Annotated in this window: 14 protein-coding genes and 1 pseudogene; 8 read left to right on the top strand and 7 right to left on the bottom strand. The window is 68.6% G+C overall.

Going from position 1 to position 17,770, the window contains the following annotated elements; all coding sequences use genetic code 11:
- Positions 1 to 36 precede the first annotated feature (36 nt).
- The 5 genes and pseudogenes from POL67_RS54070 to POL67_RS01225 all read right to left on the bottom strand — a co-directional run.
- Positions 37 to 639, bottom strand: a pseudogene (locus POL67_RS54070) (AAA family ATPase); the annotation flags it as partial.
- Positions 640 to 679: 40 nt separating this feature from the next.
- Complete coding sequence (locus POL67_RS01240) at positions 680 to 1,426, bottom strand: hypothetical protein (RefSeq protein ID WP_271914657.1); 747 nt, start codon at positions 1,424 to 1,426, stop codon at positions 680 to 682.
- An 8-nt stretch (positions 1,427 to 1,434) separates the two neighbouring features.
- Positions 1,435 to 4,182, bottom strand: coding sequence for an OmpA family protein (locus tag POL67_RS01235; RefSeq protein WP_271914654.1), 2,748 nt, complete (start codon positions 4,180 to 4,182; stop codon positions 1,435 to 1,437).
- Between the two features lie 4 nt (positions 4,183 to 4,186).
- Positions 4,187 to 4,594 (bottom strand): hypothetical protein, encoded by a 408-nt coding sequence (locus tag POL67_RS01230; protein ID WP_271914651.1) that lies wholly within the window; start codon positions 4,592 to 4,594, stop codon positions 4,187 to 4,189.
- 20 nt (positions 4,595 to 4,614) lie between these two features.
- Positions 4,615 to 6,237, bottom strand: a complete 1,623-nt coding sequence (locus POL67_RS01225) for a hypothetical protein (protein WP_271914649.1) — start codon at positions 6,235 to 6,237, stop codon at positions 4,615 to 4,617.
- A 212-nt stretch (positions 6,238 to 6,449) separates the two neighbouring features.
- Here POL67_RS01225 and POL67_RS01220 point away from each other — a divergent pair, with 212 nt between their 5' ends.
- From POL67_RS01220 to POL67_RS01210, 3 genes are read left to right on the top strand one after another with little or no spacing between them, the layout of a single operon-like run.
- Positions 6,450 to 7,508 (top strand): beta-keto acid cleavage family enzyme, encoded by a 1,059-nt coding sequence (locus tag POL67_RS01220; RefSeq protein ID WP_271914647.1) that lies wholly within the window; start codon positions 6,450 to 6,452, stop codon positions 7,506 to 7,508.
- 23 nt (positions 7,509 to 7,531) lie between these two features.
- Positions 7,532 to 8,512: a quinone oxidoreductase family protein gene (locus POL67_RS01215; RefSeq protein WP_271914644.1), complete on the top strand. Its 981-nt coding sequence runs from the start codon at positions 7,532 to 7,534 to the stop codon at positions 8,510 to 8,512.
- Positions 8,513 to 8,531: 19 nt separating this feature from the next.
- Positions 8,532 to 9,437, top strand: coding sequence for a TauD/TfdA dioxygenase family protein (locus tag POL67_RS01210; protein ID WP_271914642.1), 906 nt, complete (start codon positions 8,532 to 8,534; stop codon positions 9,435 to 9,437).
- A 12-nt stretch (positions 9,438 to 9,449) separates the two neighbouring features.
- On the opposite strand, the gene POL67_RS01205 is transcribed toward POL67_RS01210, so the two are convergent.
- Both POL67_RS01205 and POL67_RS01200 read right to left on the bottom strand, forming a co-directional pair.
- A complete protein-coding gene (locus POL67_RS01205; protein ID WP_271914639.1) occupies positions 9,450 to 10,076 on the bottom strand; it encodes a Uma2 family endonuclease in 627 nt (208 codons plus the stop codon).
- 114 nt (positions 10,077 to 10,190) lie between these two features.
- A complete protein-coding gene (locus POL67_RS01200) occupies positions 10,191 to 10,895 on the bottom strand; it encodes a hypothetical protein (protein WP_271914636.1) in 705 nt (234 codons plus the stop codon).
- A gap of 562 nt (positions 10,896 to 11,457) precedes the next feature.
- Between POL67_RS01200 and cas6 the strand changes: the two genes are divergently transcribed.
- The 5 genes from cas6 to cas5 are packed head-to-tail and all read left to right on the top strand — an operon-like array spanning position 11,458 to position 17,690.
- Positions 11,458 to 12,081, top strand: a complete 624-nt coding sequence (gene cas6 / locus POL67_RS01195) for a type I-MYXAN CRISPR-associated protein Cas6/Cmx6 (RefSeq protein ID WP_271914634.1) — start codon at positions 11,458 to 11,460, stop codon at positions 12,079 to 12,081.
- Entirely contained in the window at positions 12,078 to 14,420 is a 2,343-nt protein-coding gene (gene cas3 / locus POL67_RS01190; RefSeq protein ID WP_271914631.1) for a CRISPR-associated helicase Cas3', read from the top strand. The genes cas6 and cas3 overlap by 4 nt, the downstream gene beginning before the upstream one ends.
- Positions 14,417 to 16,102 (top strand): type I-MYXAN CRISPR-associated protein Cmx8, encoded by a 1,686-nt coding sequence (gene cmx8, locus POL67_RS01185; RefSeq protein WP_271914628.1) that lies wholly within the window; start codon positions 14,417 to 14,419, stop codon positions 16,100 to 16,102. Before cas3 ends, cmx8 begins: the two co-directional genes overlap by 4 nt.
- A gap of 2 nt (positions 16,103 to 16,104) precedes the next feature.
- A complete protein-coding gene (gene cas7i / locus POL67_RS01180) occupies positions 16,105 to 17,001 on the top strand; it encodes a type I-B CRISPR-associated protein Cas7/Cst2/DevR (protein ID WP_271914627.1) in 897 nt (298 codons plus the stop codon).
- Entirely contained in the window at positions 17,001 to 17,690 is a 690-nt protein-coding gene (cas5, locus tag POL67_RS01175) for a CRISPR-associated protein Cas5 (RefSeq protein WP_271914624.1), read from the top strand. The genes cas7i and cas5 overlap by 1 nt, the downstream gene beginning before the upstream one ends.
- Positions 17,691 to 17,770 lie beyond the last annotated feature (80 nt).

Raw genomic sequence — 17,770 nt, 5'->3', positions numbered from 1 at the left:
CCGGGACGACCCCCCGACGTGACGTCGCAGCACGAGCCCGAGCTGATTCGGATCGGCGAACCCGCGCGGGACGAACGAGACGAACGCGATACGATCGACGAACGCGAGCAGCGTCTCCCGCGAGCTTTCGAGCACGTCGGCGATGTACCGGTTCGTCGTCATCAATGCGCACTCGATGCGCCCCCGCTTCACCCGCCCGCCTTGCTTCACCTCCCGCTCGTGCAGCACGTTCAGCGCCGAGCGGAGCAGCATGTCGCGGCCGTCGAAGATCTCGTCGAGGAAGGCGTGGACGGCGCCGAGCATCCCCTCGTCGGTGAAATGCTCGGTGCGCCCCGTCTCCATCAGCGTCTTGAAATCGATGGGGCCGATGAGGTCGGTCTGGACCGTGCTCTCGCCGATCTGCCGCGCGTACAGGCTCGGCTCGCCCGTCTCCTCGTCGAGGATTCGCCCGAAGACCGCCGAGGCGAGCTGGCTCTTCGCGGTCCCCGGCGGGCCGGTGACGAGCAGGTGCTCGCGCGAGAGCAGCGCGAGCGTGAGCTGGAGGAGCACGTCGTCGCGCTCGAGGAAAAGGTGATGGAGCTCGTCGAAGAAGGCGCGGAAGCGATTGGAGGCGGCTTCGAGGCGGATCGGATCGACCATCGCGGCCGAGGGTAGCGGCTCGCGGGGGCCGAGGTAAAGGCTAGAGAACGTGAAAATGGAGCTCGATCGGCAGGCCGACGTGCACCGCCGAGGCCCCGAGGCTCTTGTTCGCGCTCTCGACGCGCTCGGTCTGGAACAGGCTGTAGAGCGCGATGCCCGTCCGCACCGAGAGGTTTGGCGAGAGCTGATACCCGAACATTGCATACATCGACATCGCGACGCCGACCGTGCTCGAAGCCTCGTCGACCTTGCGCCCGTCGGGCAGCCGAAGCCTGCGGTCGTTCGACCCGAAATAGGGACCGATGCCGAGGCCAGGCATAAACGCGAGCCGCCGCGTGACGGGCAGGATGTAATGGCCGGTGAACTCGAGCAGCGCCGCGACCGAGGTCGCATTGCTGCCGTCCTCGCGCGTGAGGTTGTTGCCGAGCAGGCCGAACGAGGCGGAGACGAGCACCCGCTCGTACACCGTCAATCCCACCGTGGGCGTCAGCCGGAAGAAGAGCGTCGTATTGCTCTGCTCCTCGGCGAGGAGCGTATCGTTCGAGATGCCCGTGTAGCTGAACGCGCTCCGGCCCCCAAAGCTCCATTTCCACGGCGCCGTGGAGATCTCGGGCTCGGGCGACGGGATCGGCAGGGCGGCGGGCAACGACGCCGCGGGCGGGGGCGGCGGCGTCTGGCCGCGCTTCATCGCCTCGTAATCGGCGAAAGGATCCGGCTGCGCCGCGGCCGTGAGCGAAACGGCGGCGCAGGCCGCGTAGGCGAGCGCGCTTCCGGTGAGCCGCTTCATCCTTCTCGTCATTTGATGCCCTCGACGAGCTCCATGTGGATCTCGATCCGTCGATTGTCCTCGCGGCCCTGCGGGGTGTTGTTGTTCGCGATCGGGCTCTCCGCGCCCCGCCCCTCCGAGCTCAGGAGCTCCGCGGACACGCCGCGCTGGATGAGCGCGTCGCGCACGGCCGCGGCGCGGTCGGCCGAGAGCTTCTTGTTCGTCGCGGCGGCGCCCCAGCCATCCGTGAACCCGATCAGCGACACCCGCTTGTACACCGCCTTGTTTTCGATCAGCACCTTGGCGAGCTCGTCGAGGGAGACCTCGCTCGCGGGCGTGAGCGTCGTCCCCTTCGAGAACTTCACGGGCGGATTCAATCGGAGCTGCGACCCGAAGCGCGCCACCCGCGTCACGCCGGCGGGCAGGAGGAACTCCGGCTGCTTGGCGATCGTGTCCTTGAAGATCTTGTCCGCCTTGTCGGCGAGATCTTTCACCACCTCGTAACGTTTGTCGACGTAGGCCGCTTGCGCGGAGACCATGTATTCGGTCGCGCGGATCCACGCCTCGCCGTCGATCGCGCGGCAATTGCGGGTCTCGCAGATCTTCTTCGTGATGTTCGCCTCGCGGAGCGAGCTGTCTGCCGCCTCCCGCAAGGCTTCGAGCTTCTCGGCTGCGATCTTCGGATCGGACGCGTCCTTCCGGGGCTTCTGCAGCGCGGCCGAGAATTGCTCCTTGGCCTTGCCCGCGAGCTCGATCGCATACCCGAAGCGCCTGTCGACATACGCCTGGCGCGCCGAGGCGAGCAGCTCCTTCGCGCTCGCATGCCCCGCGAGATCACGGTCGCCGCACGCCTCTTTCTCGCAAACCTGCTGCCCCACGCTCGCCTCCCGAATGAGCGCGTCGGCCTTCCTCGTGCGCTCTTCGAGCTCCTCGGGGCTGCCCCGATCCGCCGTCACCTCCGCGAGGGGTTCGAGAAGGGCGGACGCGTCGTCGGCGAGGCGCATCGCGTCGGCATGACGTTTCGCCTGCCAGGCCGCGCGGGATTGCGCGAGGAGCGCATCCGCCTCGTCCAGGCGCTTCTTTGCGTCCGGCGACCGGAGCCTCGCCCGATCCCGCAGCGAGAGCGCCCGGAACACCCGCTCGTAGGCCGGCCGCCAGGACGCATCGACCGGCCCTTGCTTCTGCTGCTGCATCTGCGCGAGCGCTTGCTCCATTTGCTGCAAGCGGGCCGCGAGGAATTGCTCTTCGCGCGCCGCCGACCTTTCGTCGACGATCCGCACCGTCGTCCCCGGCGGCGCCGGGGGCACGGGCGGCGGCGATTGGACGACGTACACGGGGGCCTGGGGCTGCGTGGGCTGCGGCGGCTGCGGCTGCGTGGGTTGCGTCGCGCTCGGAGGCGCGGGCGCGGGCTTCGATGCGGCCGACGCGGCCGGCGCGGCGGGCTTCGCGGCGACCTTCGCGGGCTCCGGCGCCTTCACCTTGGAGAGCACGGCGAGCGCGCGGTTGGCGAAGTCCTCCGCCTCCTCGTACGATCTTCGCCCGAGCCAGGCATCCGCATTCGAGAGCAGCAGATTGCCTTGCAACACCCCCGGATCGTTCGGGTTCGCGACCTGCGCCCGCGCGCTCTCGACCTGGGCCTTCTGAATCGCCACGACGGCCTTCTTGCGCGCTGTCTCCTCCGCGTCCTCCGCCCGCTTCTGGCCCGCCTGCGTCGCTGCGGCCGGCATCGCAGCCGCGACCAGCCCGAGTTTGTCACAAGCACGGAGCCGCTCGTCGGCGCGCAGCGCATATTCGTACGCGTGCTCGTAATCGGCGACCTGGAACCGCTTCTGCGCCAGCACGAGCATCGCGTCCATCTCGCGGAACGGCCCCGGGCATCGCTGATCCTTCTGCTCGCCGAGCGCCTCCGCGCGCCGCAGCTCCAGCGAGACGAGCGTCCTGTCCGCGAGCTCCTCGATCGACGGCGCGGCCGCGCGCGTCCCGCCTGCACGCGGACGCGGCGGGGCGGCGCGGGGCGCCTCGACGTTCGCCGTGCCCGCCCGTGTTGCATTCGTCTCCTCCGCTCGCCTCGGCTCCACGGGCGTTTCGCCGCCGGGCGCCGCCGCCGCCTCCTTGTCCTTTTCCGTCACGCTGCCGATCGCCGACACGAACGAAGCCGCCGCGGACTGGCCCGCATTCGCCGCCTCCGCGTACGATTTCACCTCGAAGGCGTCGAGGGCGACCTCCAGCAAGGCCTGCCCCTGCTGGAAGTAAACACCCGCGGAGCCCCCGGTCGCGCCTTTTTCGAGCGCCGCCAATTGCTTCTCGTGCGCCCGGTCGATGGCCCGCATCGCCCGCGCTGCCTCGGGTGAGCTCTTGCTTTGCTCTTCGAGGTTTTTGAGCCGCGCCTCCAGCTCGGCCTTTCGCCGCTCCTCCTCGCTCTCGCCCGCCGCCTTGTCGACGACCCGCAAGAGCCGCTCCGCCTCGTCGCGCTCGGCCAGGTTTTTCGCCGTCGTGAAGAGCTGGATGGCCTGGTACGCATAGAGCGCCGCGCGCTCGGAGTCGCCGATGTTGTGCGCCGCCTTTGCCCGACGCAACAAATCACGCGCCTCGGCCACGAGCTCGGGCCGGGCGATCTTGATATCCCCGGTGTCCTTGCGCGCGAGCAGCCGGTCCGCCTCGGTGAGCGGGGCCGGAGGCGGCGCCGACGCGCACGCCGCGACGAAAAGCGCAGGCGCGAAGCGCGCCGCGAGGAAGAGGGCACCCGGGAGCCGCAAAAGAATGCGTGTTCGTCTCATGCCATCACTCCGAGGTTTCATCGGCCGTCGGCGCGAGCGCCTGCTCCCTGCGCTTCGCCAGCTTTTCCTCCGCCCGGCGCCGCGCGTAATGCGTCTGGATCATCGAGAGCTGCCCCTCGGCGGTCGTCAGGTACAGGTCGGCCCGCTCGTCGACCTTCCCGTCCTTGGCCTCGGCCTCCGCCGTGACGATCCACGTCTCGGCCCGCTGCAAATCGAGCCGGACCTCGTTCGCGAGCGGATCGGCCTTCACCTTCTCGAAGGCCCCCCGGATGCGGAGGATCCGCTCGTTCACTTCGAGCGCCGTGGCCGGATAAGGCCCGTAATTGCGCCCGCAGCCCGAGAGCGCGGCCAGAGAGACGCCGAGGAGCGCGGCCAGGATGATTCCTCGGGAGCGACGAACGAGCGATGGCATGGGCGTCGCGAGGCCTCCGGTCAGAAGATGGCCGCCTGGAGCCGCAGGCGGAACGTGTGGGCGAACTGGTTCGGCACGACCGCGGCAGCGTCGCGCCTGAGGACGGCCGTGTACACCACGGAGGCGAAACGCGAGAGGCGCAGGCTCGCGATGTTGTCCCATCGATAAATGGGCCGGTACGTCGCGCCGAGGAACCCGCTGAACTGATCCGTGTCCACGAACAGGTCGAGGCGGCTCTTCACGGAGAGCACCTTGAAGAGCGTGAACCCGACGAGCCCCGACGCCTCCGCGCCGTAATCGAAGGCGTCCGGCAGCGTGATCAGATCGAGGTTCGCGCCCGAGCGCCCCTGCACGTAGCGCCCGCCGCCGTAAAACGATTGCCGCATCGCGGCCCCGGCGCGGAAGCCCAGCGTGATGCCCAGGAAATCGACGCGTGTCCCGAACCCCGCGCCCTCCTGGAGGAACAGGGGAAAGCCCCCGGCGAACGTCTCGAGCTCGTCGCCGGCGAAATAATCCCCCTGCTTCACCACCTTCCCCTGCACGTCGCGCGTCGTCGCCCGGTACGGCTGCTCGTCGCGATAGGTGGTGTTGAAAAGCGTCGCATACCCCATGGCGTGGGCGTAAGGGCCGAGGATGCCGACGACGCGATAATTGTAGAGCAGCTCCGCGCTCACCTCGTCGACGACCTTGCGGAGCGGAAATGCCTGCTCGACGGGCGAGGTCAAGGAGAGGACCATCTCGTCGATGCCGACATTGAGCTGGGCGAGGTGGCGGCCGGAGTCGTAGGCGCCCTCGAAGCTCGTGAACCCGCCCGCCATGAAGACGTCGCCGTTGTACGTGGAGAACTGGTTCATCCGCTGGGCGAACGACACGTCGCCGCCGACGACCCATTGCACGCGCCACGGGCTCGGTTCGTACTCGGCCTCGGGACGACCGAACTCGGTGCGGACGATCTTGCCGTCCTCGATGACGACGCGGTATTCGATGAGCTCGCCGCCGCCGACCTGGATCGCGATCGAATTCACGGTCGCGTTTGGATTCGTGCCGAGCGCGAGGATGTACCTGCCCGGCGGCAGGATGAGCGCCTCCGGCTTCGCCGCCTTGTCGACCGAGGTCGCCACGGGGCCATACACGCGGGCCCCGTCCGCGGACGCGACGACGTACTTGTCCTCGATCGGCGCTTTTCGGTCATCGACGAGGCTCACGCGGAGCACGCCGAAGTTCTGCGCCGCGGTGACGGTCATTCCTTTGACCACCGTCACCTCGCTCGAAGCCCGGAGCGCCTCGGGCCCGGAGCCCACGAGCACGCGATACTGGCCCGGCGGCACGGGGATCCGCTCGCCGATGTATCCCCGCGCGACCGTCTCCCCCTCGTATTGCACGAGCACGCTCGCGCCGGGCAACCTCCCCGCGGGGCTCGGCACGAATACGGCCCCGTACCCGGTGGGCAGGGGCGTGATATCCATGTCGAGCTGATCCTGAACGGACATTCCGGAGGTGCGCTTCGGCGCCGCAGGCGGGGTCGACTGGGCGAGGGCGGGCGCGGCGAAGAGCAGCCCGGCGAGCGAAAGGGCCACGAAGCGCGCGCCCGTGAGGGGATGGAAGGCGCGGCCGTTTCGCGGAAATGGGGGGAGCTGGTTCACGGCGTGGCCATTTCTCCTGGCGGCGTGTACGTGGGCGCTCGGAAGCGGTCTTCAGGCATCGTACGATCGAAGCTCGGAAAATGTCCAGGAACGGATCGGATCGGCTCCGGACACCTCGCGCAACGGGACGTGGGTGAGCCTCGTGCACTGACGGGCGACGTGAGGAGATCGCCGCGCTTGCGCTCGAAACGGCCGGGAACCACGAAGGTCCCATGGACTTTCTCGACGACTCTCTGTTCCCCGAGAACCAGGAAAAGCTCGTCATCACGGTCGCGCCGTACGGGCCGGAGTGGGAGCCGACCGATTTCCCCGAAGACATCGCGGTGACGATGGCCGAGCAGGTTCAGAAGGCCGTGGATTGCTACAACGCCGGCGCCACGGTGCTGCACGTGCACGCGCGCGAGGCGGACGGCAAGGGCTCCAAGCGCCTGTCCAGGTTCAACGAGCTCCTCGCGGGCCTGCGCGACGCGGTGCCCGACATGATCCTGCAGGTCGGCGGCTCGATCTCCTTCTCCCCGGAGGGCGAAGGGGAGAAGGCGAAATGGCTGAGCGACGATACGCGCCACATGCTGGCCGAGCTCTCGCCGAAGCCCGATCAGGTCACGATCGCGATCAATACGAGCCAGATGAACATCGTCGAGCTGATGACCGAGGACGACTATGCCGGCAGCTCGTTCGCGCGGCCCGATGTCTACAAAGCCTACCGCGAGATGACCGTGCCGGCCGGCCCGGCCTGGGTCGAGGAGCACCTCCGGCGGCTCTCGGCCGCCGGCATCCAGACCCATTTTCAGCTCGCCAGCGTCCCCCAGCTCGAAACGGTGGAGCGCCTGATCCGCCACGGCGCCTACGCCGGGCCGCTCAACCTCACCTGGGTCGCCATCGGCGGCGGATTCGACGGGCCGAACCCTTGCAACATGATGGAGTTCATCCGCCGCGTGCCGAACGGCGCCTGCCTGACGCTGGAGAGCGTCATGCGAAACGTGCTCCCCATCAACACGATGGCCATCGCGATGGGGCTGCACACCCGGTGCGGCATCGAGGATACGTTGTGGGGGCGCAAGGGGCAGCGCATGACCTCCGTGCAGCAAATCGAGCAGCTCGTCCGCATCGCGCGCGAGCTCGGCCGCGACGTGGCGGATGGCAAGGAGGCCCGCCGCATCTACAAGATCGGCACGTTTTACAAGGACGCCGACGAGACCCTGGCAAAGCTCGGGTTTGCGCCCAATCGCGAGGCGGGCGAGCGCGGGGTCCCGCGGCGCAGGGCGGCCTAGCGCCACCGAAGGGGGGCATTCCCATGGCCCATGCGGTTCGATTTCACGAGACCGGCGGACCGGAGGTCCTGCGCTGGGAGGAGGTCACCGTCGGTGATCCGGGTCCTTTCGAGGCTCGGGTCCGGCACGTCGCCGTCGGGCTCAACTTTGCAGATACCTATTTTCGCACGGGGCTTTATCCCGTGCCGCTCCCGAGCGGCATTGGCGTGGAGGCCGCCGGCGTGGTGGAGGCCGTCGGAAAAGGCGTCACGAACGTCGCGCCGGGCGACCGCGTGACGTACACCGGCTTTCTGGACACGCTCGGCGCCTACAGCACCGAGCGAACCCTGCCCGCGGCGCCGTTGATTCGATTGCCCGAGGGCATCCGCTACGAGACCGCCGCGGCCATGACCATGCGGGGCCTCACGGCGGCCTACCTGATGCGCCGTATCTGGCCCTTGAAGGCCGGCGACGTCATCCTGCTCCACGCGGCGGCGGGCGGCGTGGGCCTGATCGTGTCGCAATGGGCGAAGCTCCTCGGCCTCACGGTGATCGGCACGGTGTCGACCGAGGCCAAGGCGGAGATCGCCCGCGCGCACGGCTGCGATCACATCATCCATTACGGCCGCGAGGACGTGGCCCGGCGCGTGCGCGACTTGACGGGGGGAGCCGGCGTCTCGGTCGTGTACGACAGCGTCGGAAAGGACACGTTCACGGGCTCGCTCGATTCCCTGAAGCGGCGCGGGCTGCTCGTCTGCGTGGGCACGAGCTCGGGCCCGGTGCCGCCGCTCGACGTATCGAAGCTCGCGGTCAAAGGGTCCGTCTTCGTCACGCGCCCGGCGCTCGCCGATTACATCGCCGATCCCGCGGAGAAGGCCGAGCTCGCCGGAGAGCTGTTCGACCACGTCGCCGCGGGGCGGATCCGGATCGAAATCAACCAGCGCTACCGGCTGGAGGACGCGGCGCTGGCGCACCGCGATCTCGAAGCACGCAGGACGACCGGTTCGTCGATCTTCATCGCCTGACCCACCAGGAGACGCCGCCATGACGAGCGCAGCACGGACCCGATCGACGATCCCTCGCCATGCGACCCACGACTCCATCAAGGTCGCGCCGTTGACCTGCACGATCGGAGCCGAGCTCGAGCACGTGAGCCTGGCCGACGCTGTGCGCGACGACGGGCTCTTCGCGGAGATCCGCGCGCTCCTGCTGAAACACCGGGTGCTGTTCCTGCGTGATCAGGACATCACGCGCGCCGACCACGTCGCGTTCGCGAGGCGCTTCGGCGAGCTCGAAGACCACCCCGTCGCCAGCAGCGATCCCGACCATCCGGGGCTGGTCCTCATTTACAAGGACCTGAACAGCCCGCCGGAGCACTACGAGAACGCCTATCACTGCGACACGACCTTTCGCGAAGCGCCGCCGATGGGCTGCGTCCTGCGCTGCGTGGAGACGCCAGCCGTCGGCGGTGACACGATCTGGGTCAACATGGTCGAGGCCTACCGCCGCCTGCCCGAGCCCATCCAGCAGCAAATCGCGGGGCTGCGCGCCAGGCACAGCATCGAGGCCACGTTCGGCGCGGTCATGCCGTTGGAGAAACGCCACGCGCTCAAGGCTCGTTTCCCCGACGCGGAGCACCCGGTGGTGCGCACCCATCCGGAGACCGGCGAAAAGACGCTGTTCGTCAATGCGTTCACCACGCACTTCGTCAACTTCCACACGCCGGACAACGTGCGCTTTGGCCAGGACTTCACGCCTGGGGCGAGCCATCTGCTGAACTACCTGATCAGCCAGGCGCAGATCCCCGAGTATCAGGTTCGATTTCGGTGGAAGAAGAACAGCGTGGCGATCTGGGACAATCGCTGCACGCAGCATTATGCGGTCCAGGATTACTGGCCGGGGGTGCGCAAGATGGAGCGGGCCACGATCGTGGGCGACCGGCCGCGGTGACGGGCATCTGGATCAGGTTTTCTCCGGCGCCTCGCCCTCGCCCTCGGCCCGCACCTCGGCGACCTCCGCCCACAGGGCATCGATATCGATCAGGAGCCCGGCGCATCCCGGAACCGATTCAATCCGCCCGTCGGTCGACGTGACCTTGTGGATGTATTCGCTCTCCGGTCCGAGCTCGAGGATCTCGAACGATTGAAGCGCAGGATCGACGATCCAGTACCATTTCACGCCGAACGCAGCGTACTCCTTCAATTTCTCCACGCGGTCGCGCCGGGCATCCCGGGGGGTCGCCGAGACGACCTCGACGGCGATGCTCGGGGGCACGCGGATCGGTCCTTCCGCGGGCGGGCGGCGTGATCCGGCGAGGTACACCGTGAGGTCCGGCATGCGCCCCCGTGTGGCCGACACGGCAAACTTCCCCGCGGACCCGGCCACCCGCGCTCCATGCGCGATCGCCCAGGATCGAAGCAGGTGCGCGAGCCAAATGACGACGACCTCGTGGACGTACCCGGCCATCTCTTCCTCGACGAGCTCGCCGTCGACGAGCTCCCCCGGCTCGTCCTCGGGCAGCGCGGCCCACTCCTCGAGCGTCATGCGCCGAGGGGACGCGCGGTCGGCGTCGTGAGCGACGAAGCTCATGAGCGAGATCTTACCGAAGACGGTCGGGTATGTCGAGGCGAGGGGGAAGCGGCGGGGAAGAGAGAGGAGGAGGCGCGGGCTCGACCGAGCGGAGCGAGCCCGCGCCGGTCGAGGTCAGGCGTCGGTGGGCGGGAGCGGATGCGAGGGGAGCGGTTCTTCCGCGCCGTCCTCGCTGGTGGTGGCGTCGGCCTCGTCGACGGGCGGGAAGAGGACGTCCTGCAGGGCGCGGTCGCGCGGGAATGCCGCGCGGACCTGGCCCATGATCCGGTCGACGGCGTCATGGTGCGCGTCGCGGAGCGCGAGCTCGGCCTTGAATACGTCGTCATACGCCGCGAGGGCGGCGAGGTGCGTGGCGACCGCCACCTCGAAGCTCGCGAGCGCGTCCTGGAGCTTCGGGAGCCACACGGCGCGATACGCGTCGATGCCGGCGACCTGCGATTTCGCCAGCCGCTCGACGAGGTCCTTCAGTGGCTTGACCTGGCGCTTTCCGACGGGCTTGAGGATCGGGTTGGATCCTTTCGGAAAGACGCTCGCGCAGATGCGCGCGCGCCTGCCGCCATCCTCGATCTCGGCGGCGCGGAGCGCGGAGCGAACGACGCGCTCGACGCTGTATTCGGCGAAGCGAAGCGCGGCGCGGGTCCGGAGGACCGGAATGCGGAGGGCGCGGCGGCTCTCGTACCGGGCCGCGAGCGCGCCATTGATCGTGCTGATATCCGAGGCCGCCGAGGTCAGCTCGGGGAACAACGCGAGGCCCTCGCCAAGCTCGATGCCATACTCGATACGGACGTCCGACGCGGCATTGCTGCGATAACTGCGCATGGTCTCTTCCCTGGGCCCATGGCCCGGTCTGGTTGGTTCCGACAACCCAGCCGAGCGCGTCGCGCCGGCGGGTGCACGTTGAACGGAGATGGGGCGTTTTCATTGGGGCAAAAAAGAAAGCAGGAGTTCGACGCCGGAGGCGCGCGCGGGGGTCGCCGCGTGGCAATGGGGACGCGTCGTCGTGGCGCGAGGGGGTCGCCGCATGGCGAGGGGTCGTGGAGAACGTGACGCGAGGGGGTCGCCGCGCGGCGAGGGGGACGGGTCAGCGTTGCAGGAGGGGGTCGCCGCGTGGCGAGGGGGACGGGGCAGCGTTGCAGGAGGGGGTCGCCGCGTGGCGAGGGGGACGGGTCAGCGTTGCATGAGGGGGTCGCCACGGGGCGAGGGACGCGCGTGGACCTTGCGCGAGGGGGTCGCCGCGTGGCGAGGGGGAAGGAGGCGGGGAAACGGGGGGACGCGCCGCGGCCGTGAAGGGCGACAAGGGGAGCGCAAAGTTGCTGTATCCATGAGCGGCAGGCTTCCGATAGGGTTGCACGCGTACCCTTCCAGCCCACGGAGCCTGCACGTGACTCTGTCCGCGCCGTCCTCGCCGCCCGACCGTGTCGACATCGTCTTCCCGCTCGCAGGCACGCTCGTGCCACGCGATCACGGGTACGCGCTCTTCGGCGCCCTCGCGCGGGTGCTCGGGGATCTGCACGGCGCATCGTGGCTCGCGGTGCACCCGCTCGGGGGGATCCCGCGGCCGGATGGATTGCTCGCGTTGCATCCACGGCGCGGCTCGCTGCAATTGCGCGTGGTGCCCGCCGAGATCCCGCGCGTGCTCGCGCTCGCGGGGAAGGCGCTCGATGTCGATGGATATCGCGTGCACGTCGGCGTGTCCCGCGTGTATCCGCTCCGGCCCGCCGAAGCGCTGACGGCAAGAATGGTGGTGATCAAGGGTTTCCAGGAGCCGGAGCCGTTCGCAGAGGCCGTGAAAAGGCAGCTCGATGCGCTCGGCGTGATGGCGTCGATCGAGGTGGGGCGGCGGAGGATCGTGACGATCGCCGGGGACAAGGTGGTCGGCTTCGGGACGACGCTGCGAGGGCTCTCCGAGGAAGGATCGCTCGTCGTGCAAAGGGCGGGGATCGGTGGGCGGCAACGGATGGGCTGCGGGGTGTTCGGGCCGGTCGGGAGGGAGGCGAGGGCGTGAGCGGGAGCCCGGACAGGCTCCTCGCCAAGAGCATTCGCAGCGGGCGTGATCCGGTCACGCTGGAGGCGCACGCGAACGACACCGAGCGCGCCGCCGCGCGCCTCTTCGGGCCCGAGAGTCGCTGGGGGACGTCGTTCTGTCGGTTCTTTCGGATCGCCGAGGAGGCGCGCCCGCGTTTCCTCCTGCACCTGCGCGTCGCCGCGCTCTTTCACGACCTGGGCAAGGCCAACGAGGATTTCCTCGCGGCCGTCACGCGCACACGCACGGAGCCGCAGACGGTGCGGCACGAGCACCTCTCCGCGCTCGTGTTGCACCTGCCCGAGGTGAAGGCGTGGCTCGCAAAAAACGCCGCGCTCGATCACGACGTGGTCACGGCCGCCGTGCTCTCGCATCACGTGAAGGCGGGTCAGGACGGGGACCACCGTTGGTGCGAGCCGCAAGACGGCAAGAAGAGCGTCGCGCTTTACCTCCAGCACGCGGAGGTCCGCGCGATCCTTTCGCGCGTCCGCGAGCTGCTTTCGCTCGACGATGCGCCGGAGTTGCCCGCTCGACGATGGAGCCATGCGCCACCCTTTGGGGAGGCGCTGAAGCGCGGAAGGGACGCCGCGAAGGCGCTCCAGAGGGCGCTGCGCGCACAAGACGAGGCGTCCCGCGCGCGGCGCGCGCTCCTGCTCGCGACGAAGGCCGGCTTGATCGCGGCGGACGCGGTGGCCTCGGCCGTCGTGCGGGAAGGGCTGTCTTTCGAGGCATGGATCGACGAGGTCGCGCGGCGCCCGGCGCTCACGCCGGAGGAGATCCACGCCGCGGTGATCGCGCCGCGCATCCAGGAGATCGAGAAGCGGCAGCCCTACAAACCGCATCGCTTTCAGGAAGCCGCCGCGGAGCTCGGCCCGCGCGCGCTCCTTCGCGCGGCGTGCGGCGCGGGCAAGACGCTCGCCGCGTGGAAGTGGGCCGAGGCGCAAGCACGCACGCGGCCCATCGGGCGGGTCGTTTTCCTCTACCCGACGCGCGGCACCGCGACCGAAGGCTTCCGCGACTACGTGGGCGCGGCGCCGGAAGGAGAGGGCGCGCTCGTGCACGCGTCGAGCCGCTACGAGATCGAGGCGATGCGGGACAACCCCGCCGATCACGACAAGGCCACGCGGCACCACCTGAACGAAGCGGACGAGCGGCTGTTCGCGCTTGGGCTCTGGTCGCGCACGTACTTCAGCGCGACGGTCGATCAATTCCTCGGCTTCCTGGAGCACGCGTACAGGAGCCTGTGCCTCGTGCCCGTGCTCGCCGACGCGGCCGTGATCATCGACGAGGTGCACAGCTTCGATCCGCGCATGTTCGAGGCCCTGCTGGCGCTGCTCGATCACTTCGACGTGCCCGTCCTCTGCATGACGGCGACGCTGCCGCCCGCGCGGCGGAGGGCGCTCGAAGCGCGAGGGCTCGTGACGTACCCGCGCGAGGAGCACCGCGCCGAGCTCGAGGATCTGGAGCGGGCCGAGGGGCATCCGCGCTACCGGATCGAGCAGGCGGCGAACACGAGCGCCTGCGTGGAGATCGCGGCGAACGCGTTCCGCGAAGGTCGACGCGTGCTCTGCGTCGTCAACCAGGTGCGGCGCGCGCAAGTGCTCACGCGCCAGCTCGAAGCGGCGCTCGGCGCGGCGCCGCTCTGTTATCACAGCCGCTTCAAGCTCCGCGATCGGCAAGCGGTCCACACAGCGACGGTGGAGGCGTTCCAGCAGGAGAGCCAGGCGGCGCTCGCCGTGACGACGCAGGTCTGCGAGATGAGCCTCGACCTCGACGCGGACCTCCTGATCACGGAGCTCGCGCCGATCCCGGCGCTCGTGCAGCGGTTCGGGCGAGCCAACCGGAAGCTCGCGCGAGGCGAGGCGTTCCGCGCGCGTGTGATCGTCGTGCCGCCCGAAAACACGCTTCCGTACGATGCGTCGGAGCTCGACGCAACGAAGCGTTTCCTCGACGCGATCGGGTCGGGCGACACGAGCCAGCGCTTGCTCGCGGGGCTGTTCGAGATCCACGCGAACGCGGAGCGGATGCCCGACGCCTGGGCGCGGTTCCTTCACGAGGGGTACTACGCGACGCCGGGGACCTTCCGCGACATCGAGGAGCGCTCGCGGCCCTGCATCCTGGACGGGGATCTGGAGGAGGCGCGAGCGCTCTACCGCGCGAGGGAGCCGCTCGATGGGCTCGTGGTGCCCGTGCCCTTCACGTCGGTGCTCCCGAGCGAGGGTCGGCCCTCGTGGTTGCCCGGGTATTACGGCGTCGCGGACGGCGCGGCGTACGACGAGCGGATTGGCTTTCTGGCCGAAGCGGCGAAGGGGAAGGCATGACGGAGACGACGAACGCCAAAGCGTCGCGGGGCAAGGCGGCGAAGAAGGACGAAGCGCCTTCGGTGCTTGCGCTGGAATGGTCGCTCGCGGAGCTGCCCTCGGCGCAACACCGGGCGGGGCTCGCCGGGCTCGTGCTCATGGTGCGCTGGCTCGAAGGGCAGCCGGGAGGCTTCGCGGGGACGTGTCGGATCACGCGTATCGACGAGGCGGGCCTTTCGCTTTTGATCGATCTCGCGGGGCTCGGGAGCCTGCTCGACGCGACATACGAGGCGGCGAGCGAGGAGGAGGAGTACCCGAGCCCGTGGAAAAACAAAGCGCCGATCCGCGAGGTGCAAAAGGAGGAGGTCGACAAGAAGGGGAAGGTCAAGACGAAGACGTATTACGTGTACCCGAGGATCGTGCCGAGCGGCGCGTGGCTCGTCTCGTATGACCCCTCGGGGAACGGCTCGAAAGGCGGGGAGTGGACGGCGCTGTTCCGGCGCATGTTGTGGGAGACATTCCGCGGCGTGCCGGCGACGCGCGCGCCATTCGAGGAGCGCGCGGCGAAGAGGGCGTGCGGGCTCGCCGAGGATACGTGGAAGGACCTGTGCCGTCCGCCGGAGCACGCGGTGCGGCTGCCGAGCACGTATTACCTGGGCGCGCAGGCGAATTCGGCGGACGGGGTGCCGTTCTTCGATCGAGCGCGGTATCAATTCCTCCTGCATTTCTGGCCCTTCGTCGCGTCGATCTACGTCCCTGCGCACGTGAAACCACAGGACGGGAAACGCGAATACGTGCCGTACGCGATCGTGGTGCCCGACGTGGCCGCGCTCGCGTCGTTCTGCGAGGAGCTACCGTACGTGCTGAAAGCTCGCGAGACGCGGGCCATCGGAAAATCGTTGCCGGAGGCGGCCGTGCTGGATCTGGCGATCGAGGGGGCGCTCGACACGGCGAGGCGTCTCCGGGAGCGAATTGCCGCACGGGAAGGGAGGAAAGACACGGCGGATCTCGTGCTCGGCTACGAGGTCCATCACGTGACGAAGGAGGGCAACAACGTGCGTGTGCTCTCGTCGTCGCGGGTCGAGCCGGACGCGGACACGGTCGACCACTACGCGCGGAACCGCAAGGCGTTCAGGCATCCGCCCTTCCGCCAGGTCTGGCTCTCGAACCTGATCCACGGCCGTCCGCGCCATGTCGCTTTCGATCGTCTCATCGCGACGAGCCCGCTCTCCACGATGACATTCGGCTCAAACGCATTCCGCCACGACGCGCGCAAGTATTTCGAGATCACGTCGAACGAGGCAGCAGAGATGCAAGAAGAGAACGAGACACCGGAGAACACGCGAGACGACAGCATCGAGGCCATCGTGTACGCGGTGGTCAGCGGCTACGTGCGCGGGAAGCTGAAGGCCAAATACAACCTCGCCTGGGAGGATGTGAAGGCCGGCAAGAAATCCAAGAAAGACTACGAGGAGAAGAAGGAGAAGGTCGCGAAAGAGGCGTTCCTCGCGGTACGGGCGAGGCCCGAGCAGGACTTCGTCTCGTACTTCGCCGGCACGCTCTGCTCGGTGCCTCAATTCCTGGATACGAAGCGATACAGCCGGCTCACGCACGCCCTGCAAGGCGACACAGGCAAAGTCCGCACGCTGACGTTGCTCGCCCTCTCCGCGAACGCCTGGTCCATCCCCGCGAAGGAGTCCTGATCATGTCCCAGCGATTGAATCTGTTCGCCACCGTCCTCACCTACGCCGCGCCGAGCTCGAATTACAGGGGCGAGAGCGAGGAGAACCGAACGGTCCTCCAGAAGATTACGCGCAAGAACGAGGAGTACACGGTCATCAGCCCGGAGTCGATGCGCAACGCGCTGCGGGAGATCCTCGCAGGATACGAGCTGCCGATGAACCGGCGAAGGCTGCACGACGAGGATCAGCTCGCGGTGGAGTTCAAGAGTTTCCCGAACGCGGAGGCGTACGCGGACGATTTCCTGTTCGGTTACATGGTCGCCGACGGCGCGACGATGAAAAAGGAGAAGCGCCCGGCGAAGCGCGACAGCGTGCTGCGGATGAATCTCGCCGTGGCGACGTCGCCGTATCGTTTCGACGCGACGTTTCATCAATCGCCCCTGAACGCCGGAGCGAGCCCCTGGAAGAATGCGACGACGTCCGCGCTGCTGCACCGGGAGGTGAATCACACCGCCTACCAGTATCCGTTCGCGCTCTCGATCGAGGATTGCCTGAAGGCCAAGGAGGGCAAGGCATGGACGAAGGCTCTGCTGCGGGCGATCGGGGAGCTGTCGAACGTGGCGGGTGGACACGCGCGCGCGTACTTCGAGATGGCGCCGCGGAGCATCGTGGCGCGGCTGTCGCCGAGGCTCGTCGCCGGGTTCGATACGTACGGCTTCGACGCGGAGGGGAAGTTCGCGGAGCTCGCGCGTATCCACGCGGACGATCTGCCGGGTCGGGAGATGTGGATCGGCGGGGAGATCGTGCGGGGCATGAAGGCGGAGGAGAAGGAGCGGCTGAAGAAAGAGGGCGCGCGGCTCTTCGAGAACCCGCAGGTGCTGCTCGAAAAGATCGGCGCGGCGGCCTTCGGGGAGGCGTGATGGAGCGGCTCTGGCTGCGTGCACGCGCGCCCTTCGCGGCGTACCGGGCGATGCAGGCAGGCGTGTACCGGCCGAGCGCGCCGACGATGCCGCCGTCGGCCGCATTCGGGCTCGTGCTGAACTGCGCGGGGATCGAGATGCGCGACCCGGAGCCCACGCCGACGACGCGCATCCGGAGGGACGTGCCGCGATTGCGTATCGCAATCGGGGCTGTCTCGCCGACGGAGACGGCGACTTTGTATCAGCAGCTCCACTCGTATCCCGTGGGGGCGTCGGGGCAGGAGCACAAGGCGCGGACGCACGGGGCGAAATACTGGATCGCGCCGGCGCGGCGGGAGCTCGTCGTGGACCTCGACGTAATGATCGGGGTCGAGGCGGAGGCGGCGCTCTGCGAGCGGGTGCGGCGAGGTCTGCGGGGAGAGCTGGCGGACGCACGGTACGGCCTGCCCTTCGCGGGCGATAACAACTTGCTCTTCGATCGGATCGAGGCGCTGGATACGCCCGTCGTGGCGCGCTGGTACACGCCCCTCGCGCCGGGAGACCGGCCGCGCCGAGGTTCGTGCCGGTTGACGATCGGGATCGACCGCGAGGACAGCAGCAGGACGACGTCGCAGCTCTTCGCGCCGATCGAGGAGGCGTGTGCGTTCCCGCCCGACGAGGCGTGGACGTGGACGCCCTGGGCTCCCTGACAAACCCCGCCGACAAACTTGGCCTCCGCCGCAAGCGCCCGTACCCTCCAGTAAAACCTATTCCTCACGGGGAGGTTCCA

The organism is Polyangium mundeleinium (genome assembly GCF_028369105.1).
Classification (GTDB): Bacteria; Myxococcota_A; Polyangia; order Polyangiales; family Polyangiaceae; genus Polyangium; species Polyangium mundeleinium.
Note: the sequence above shows the minus strand (reverse complement) of the source record. Positions and strands in the feature narration are given on the sequence as shown.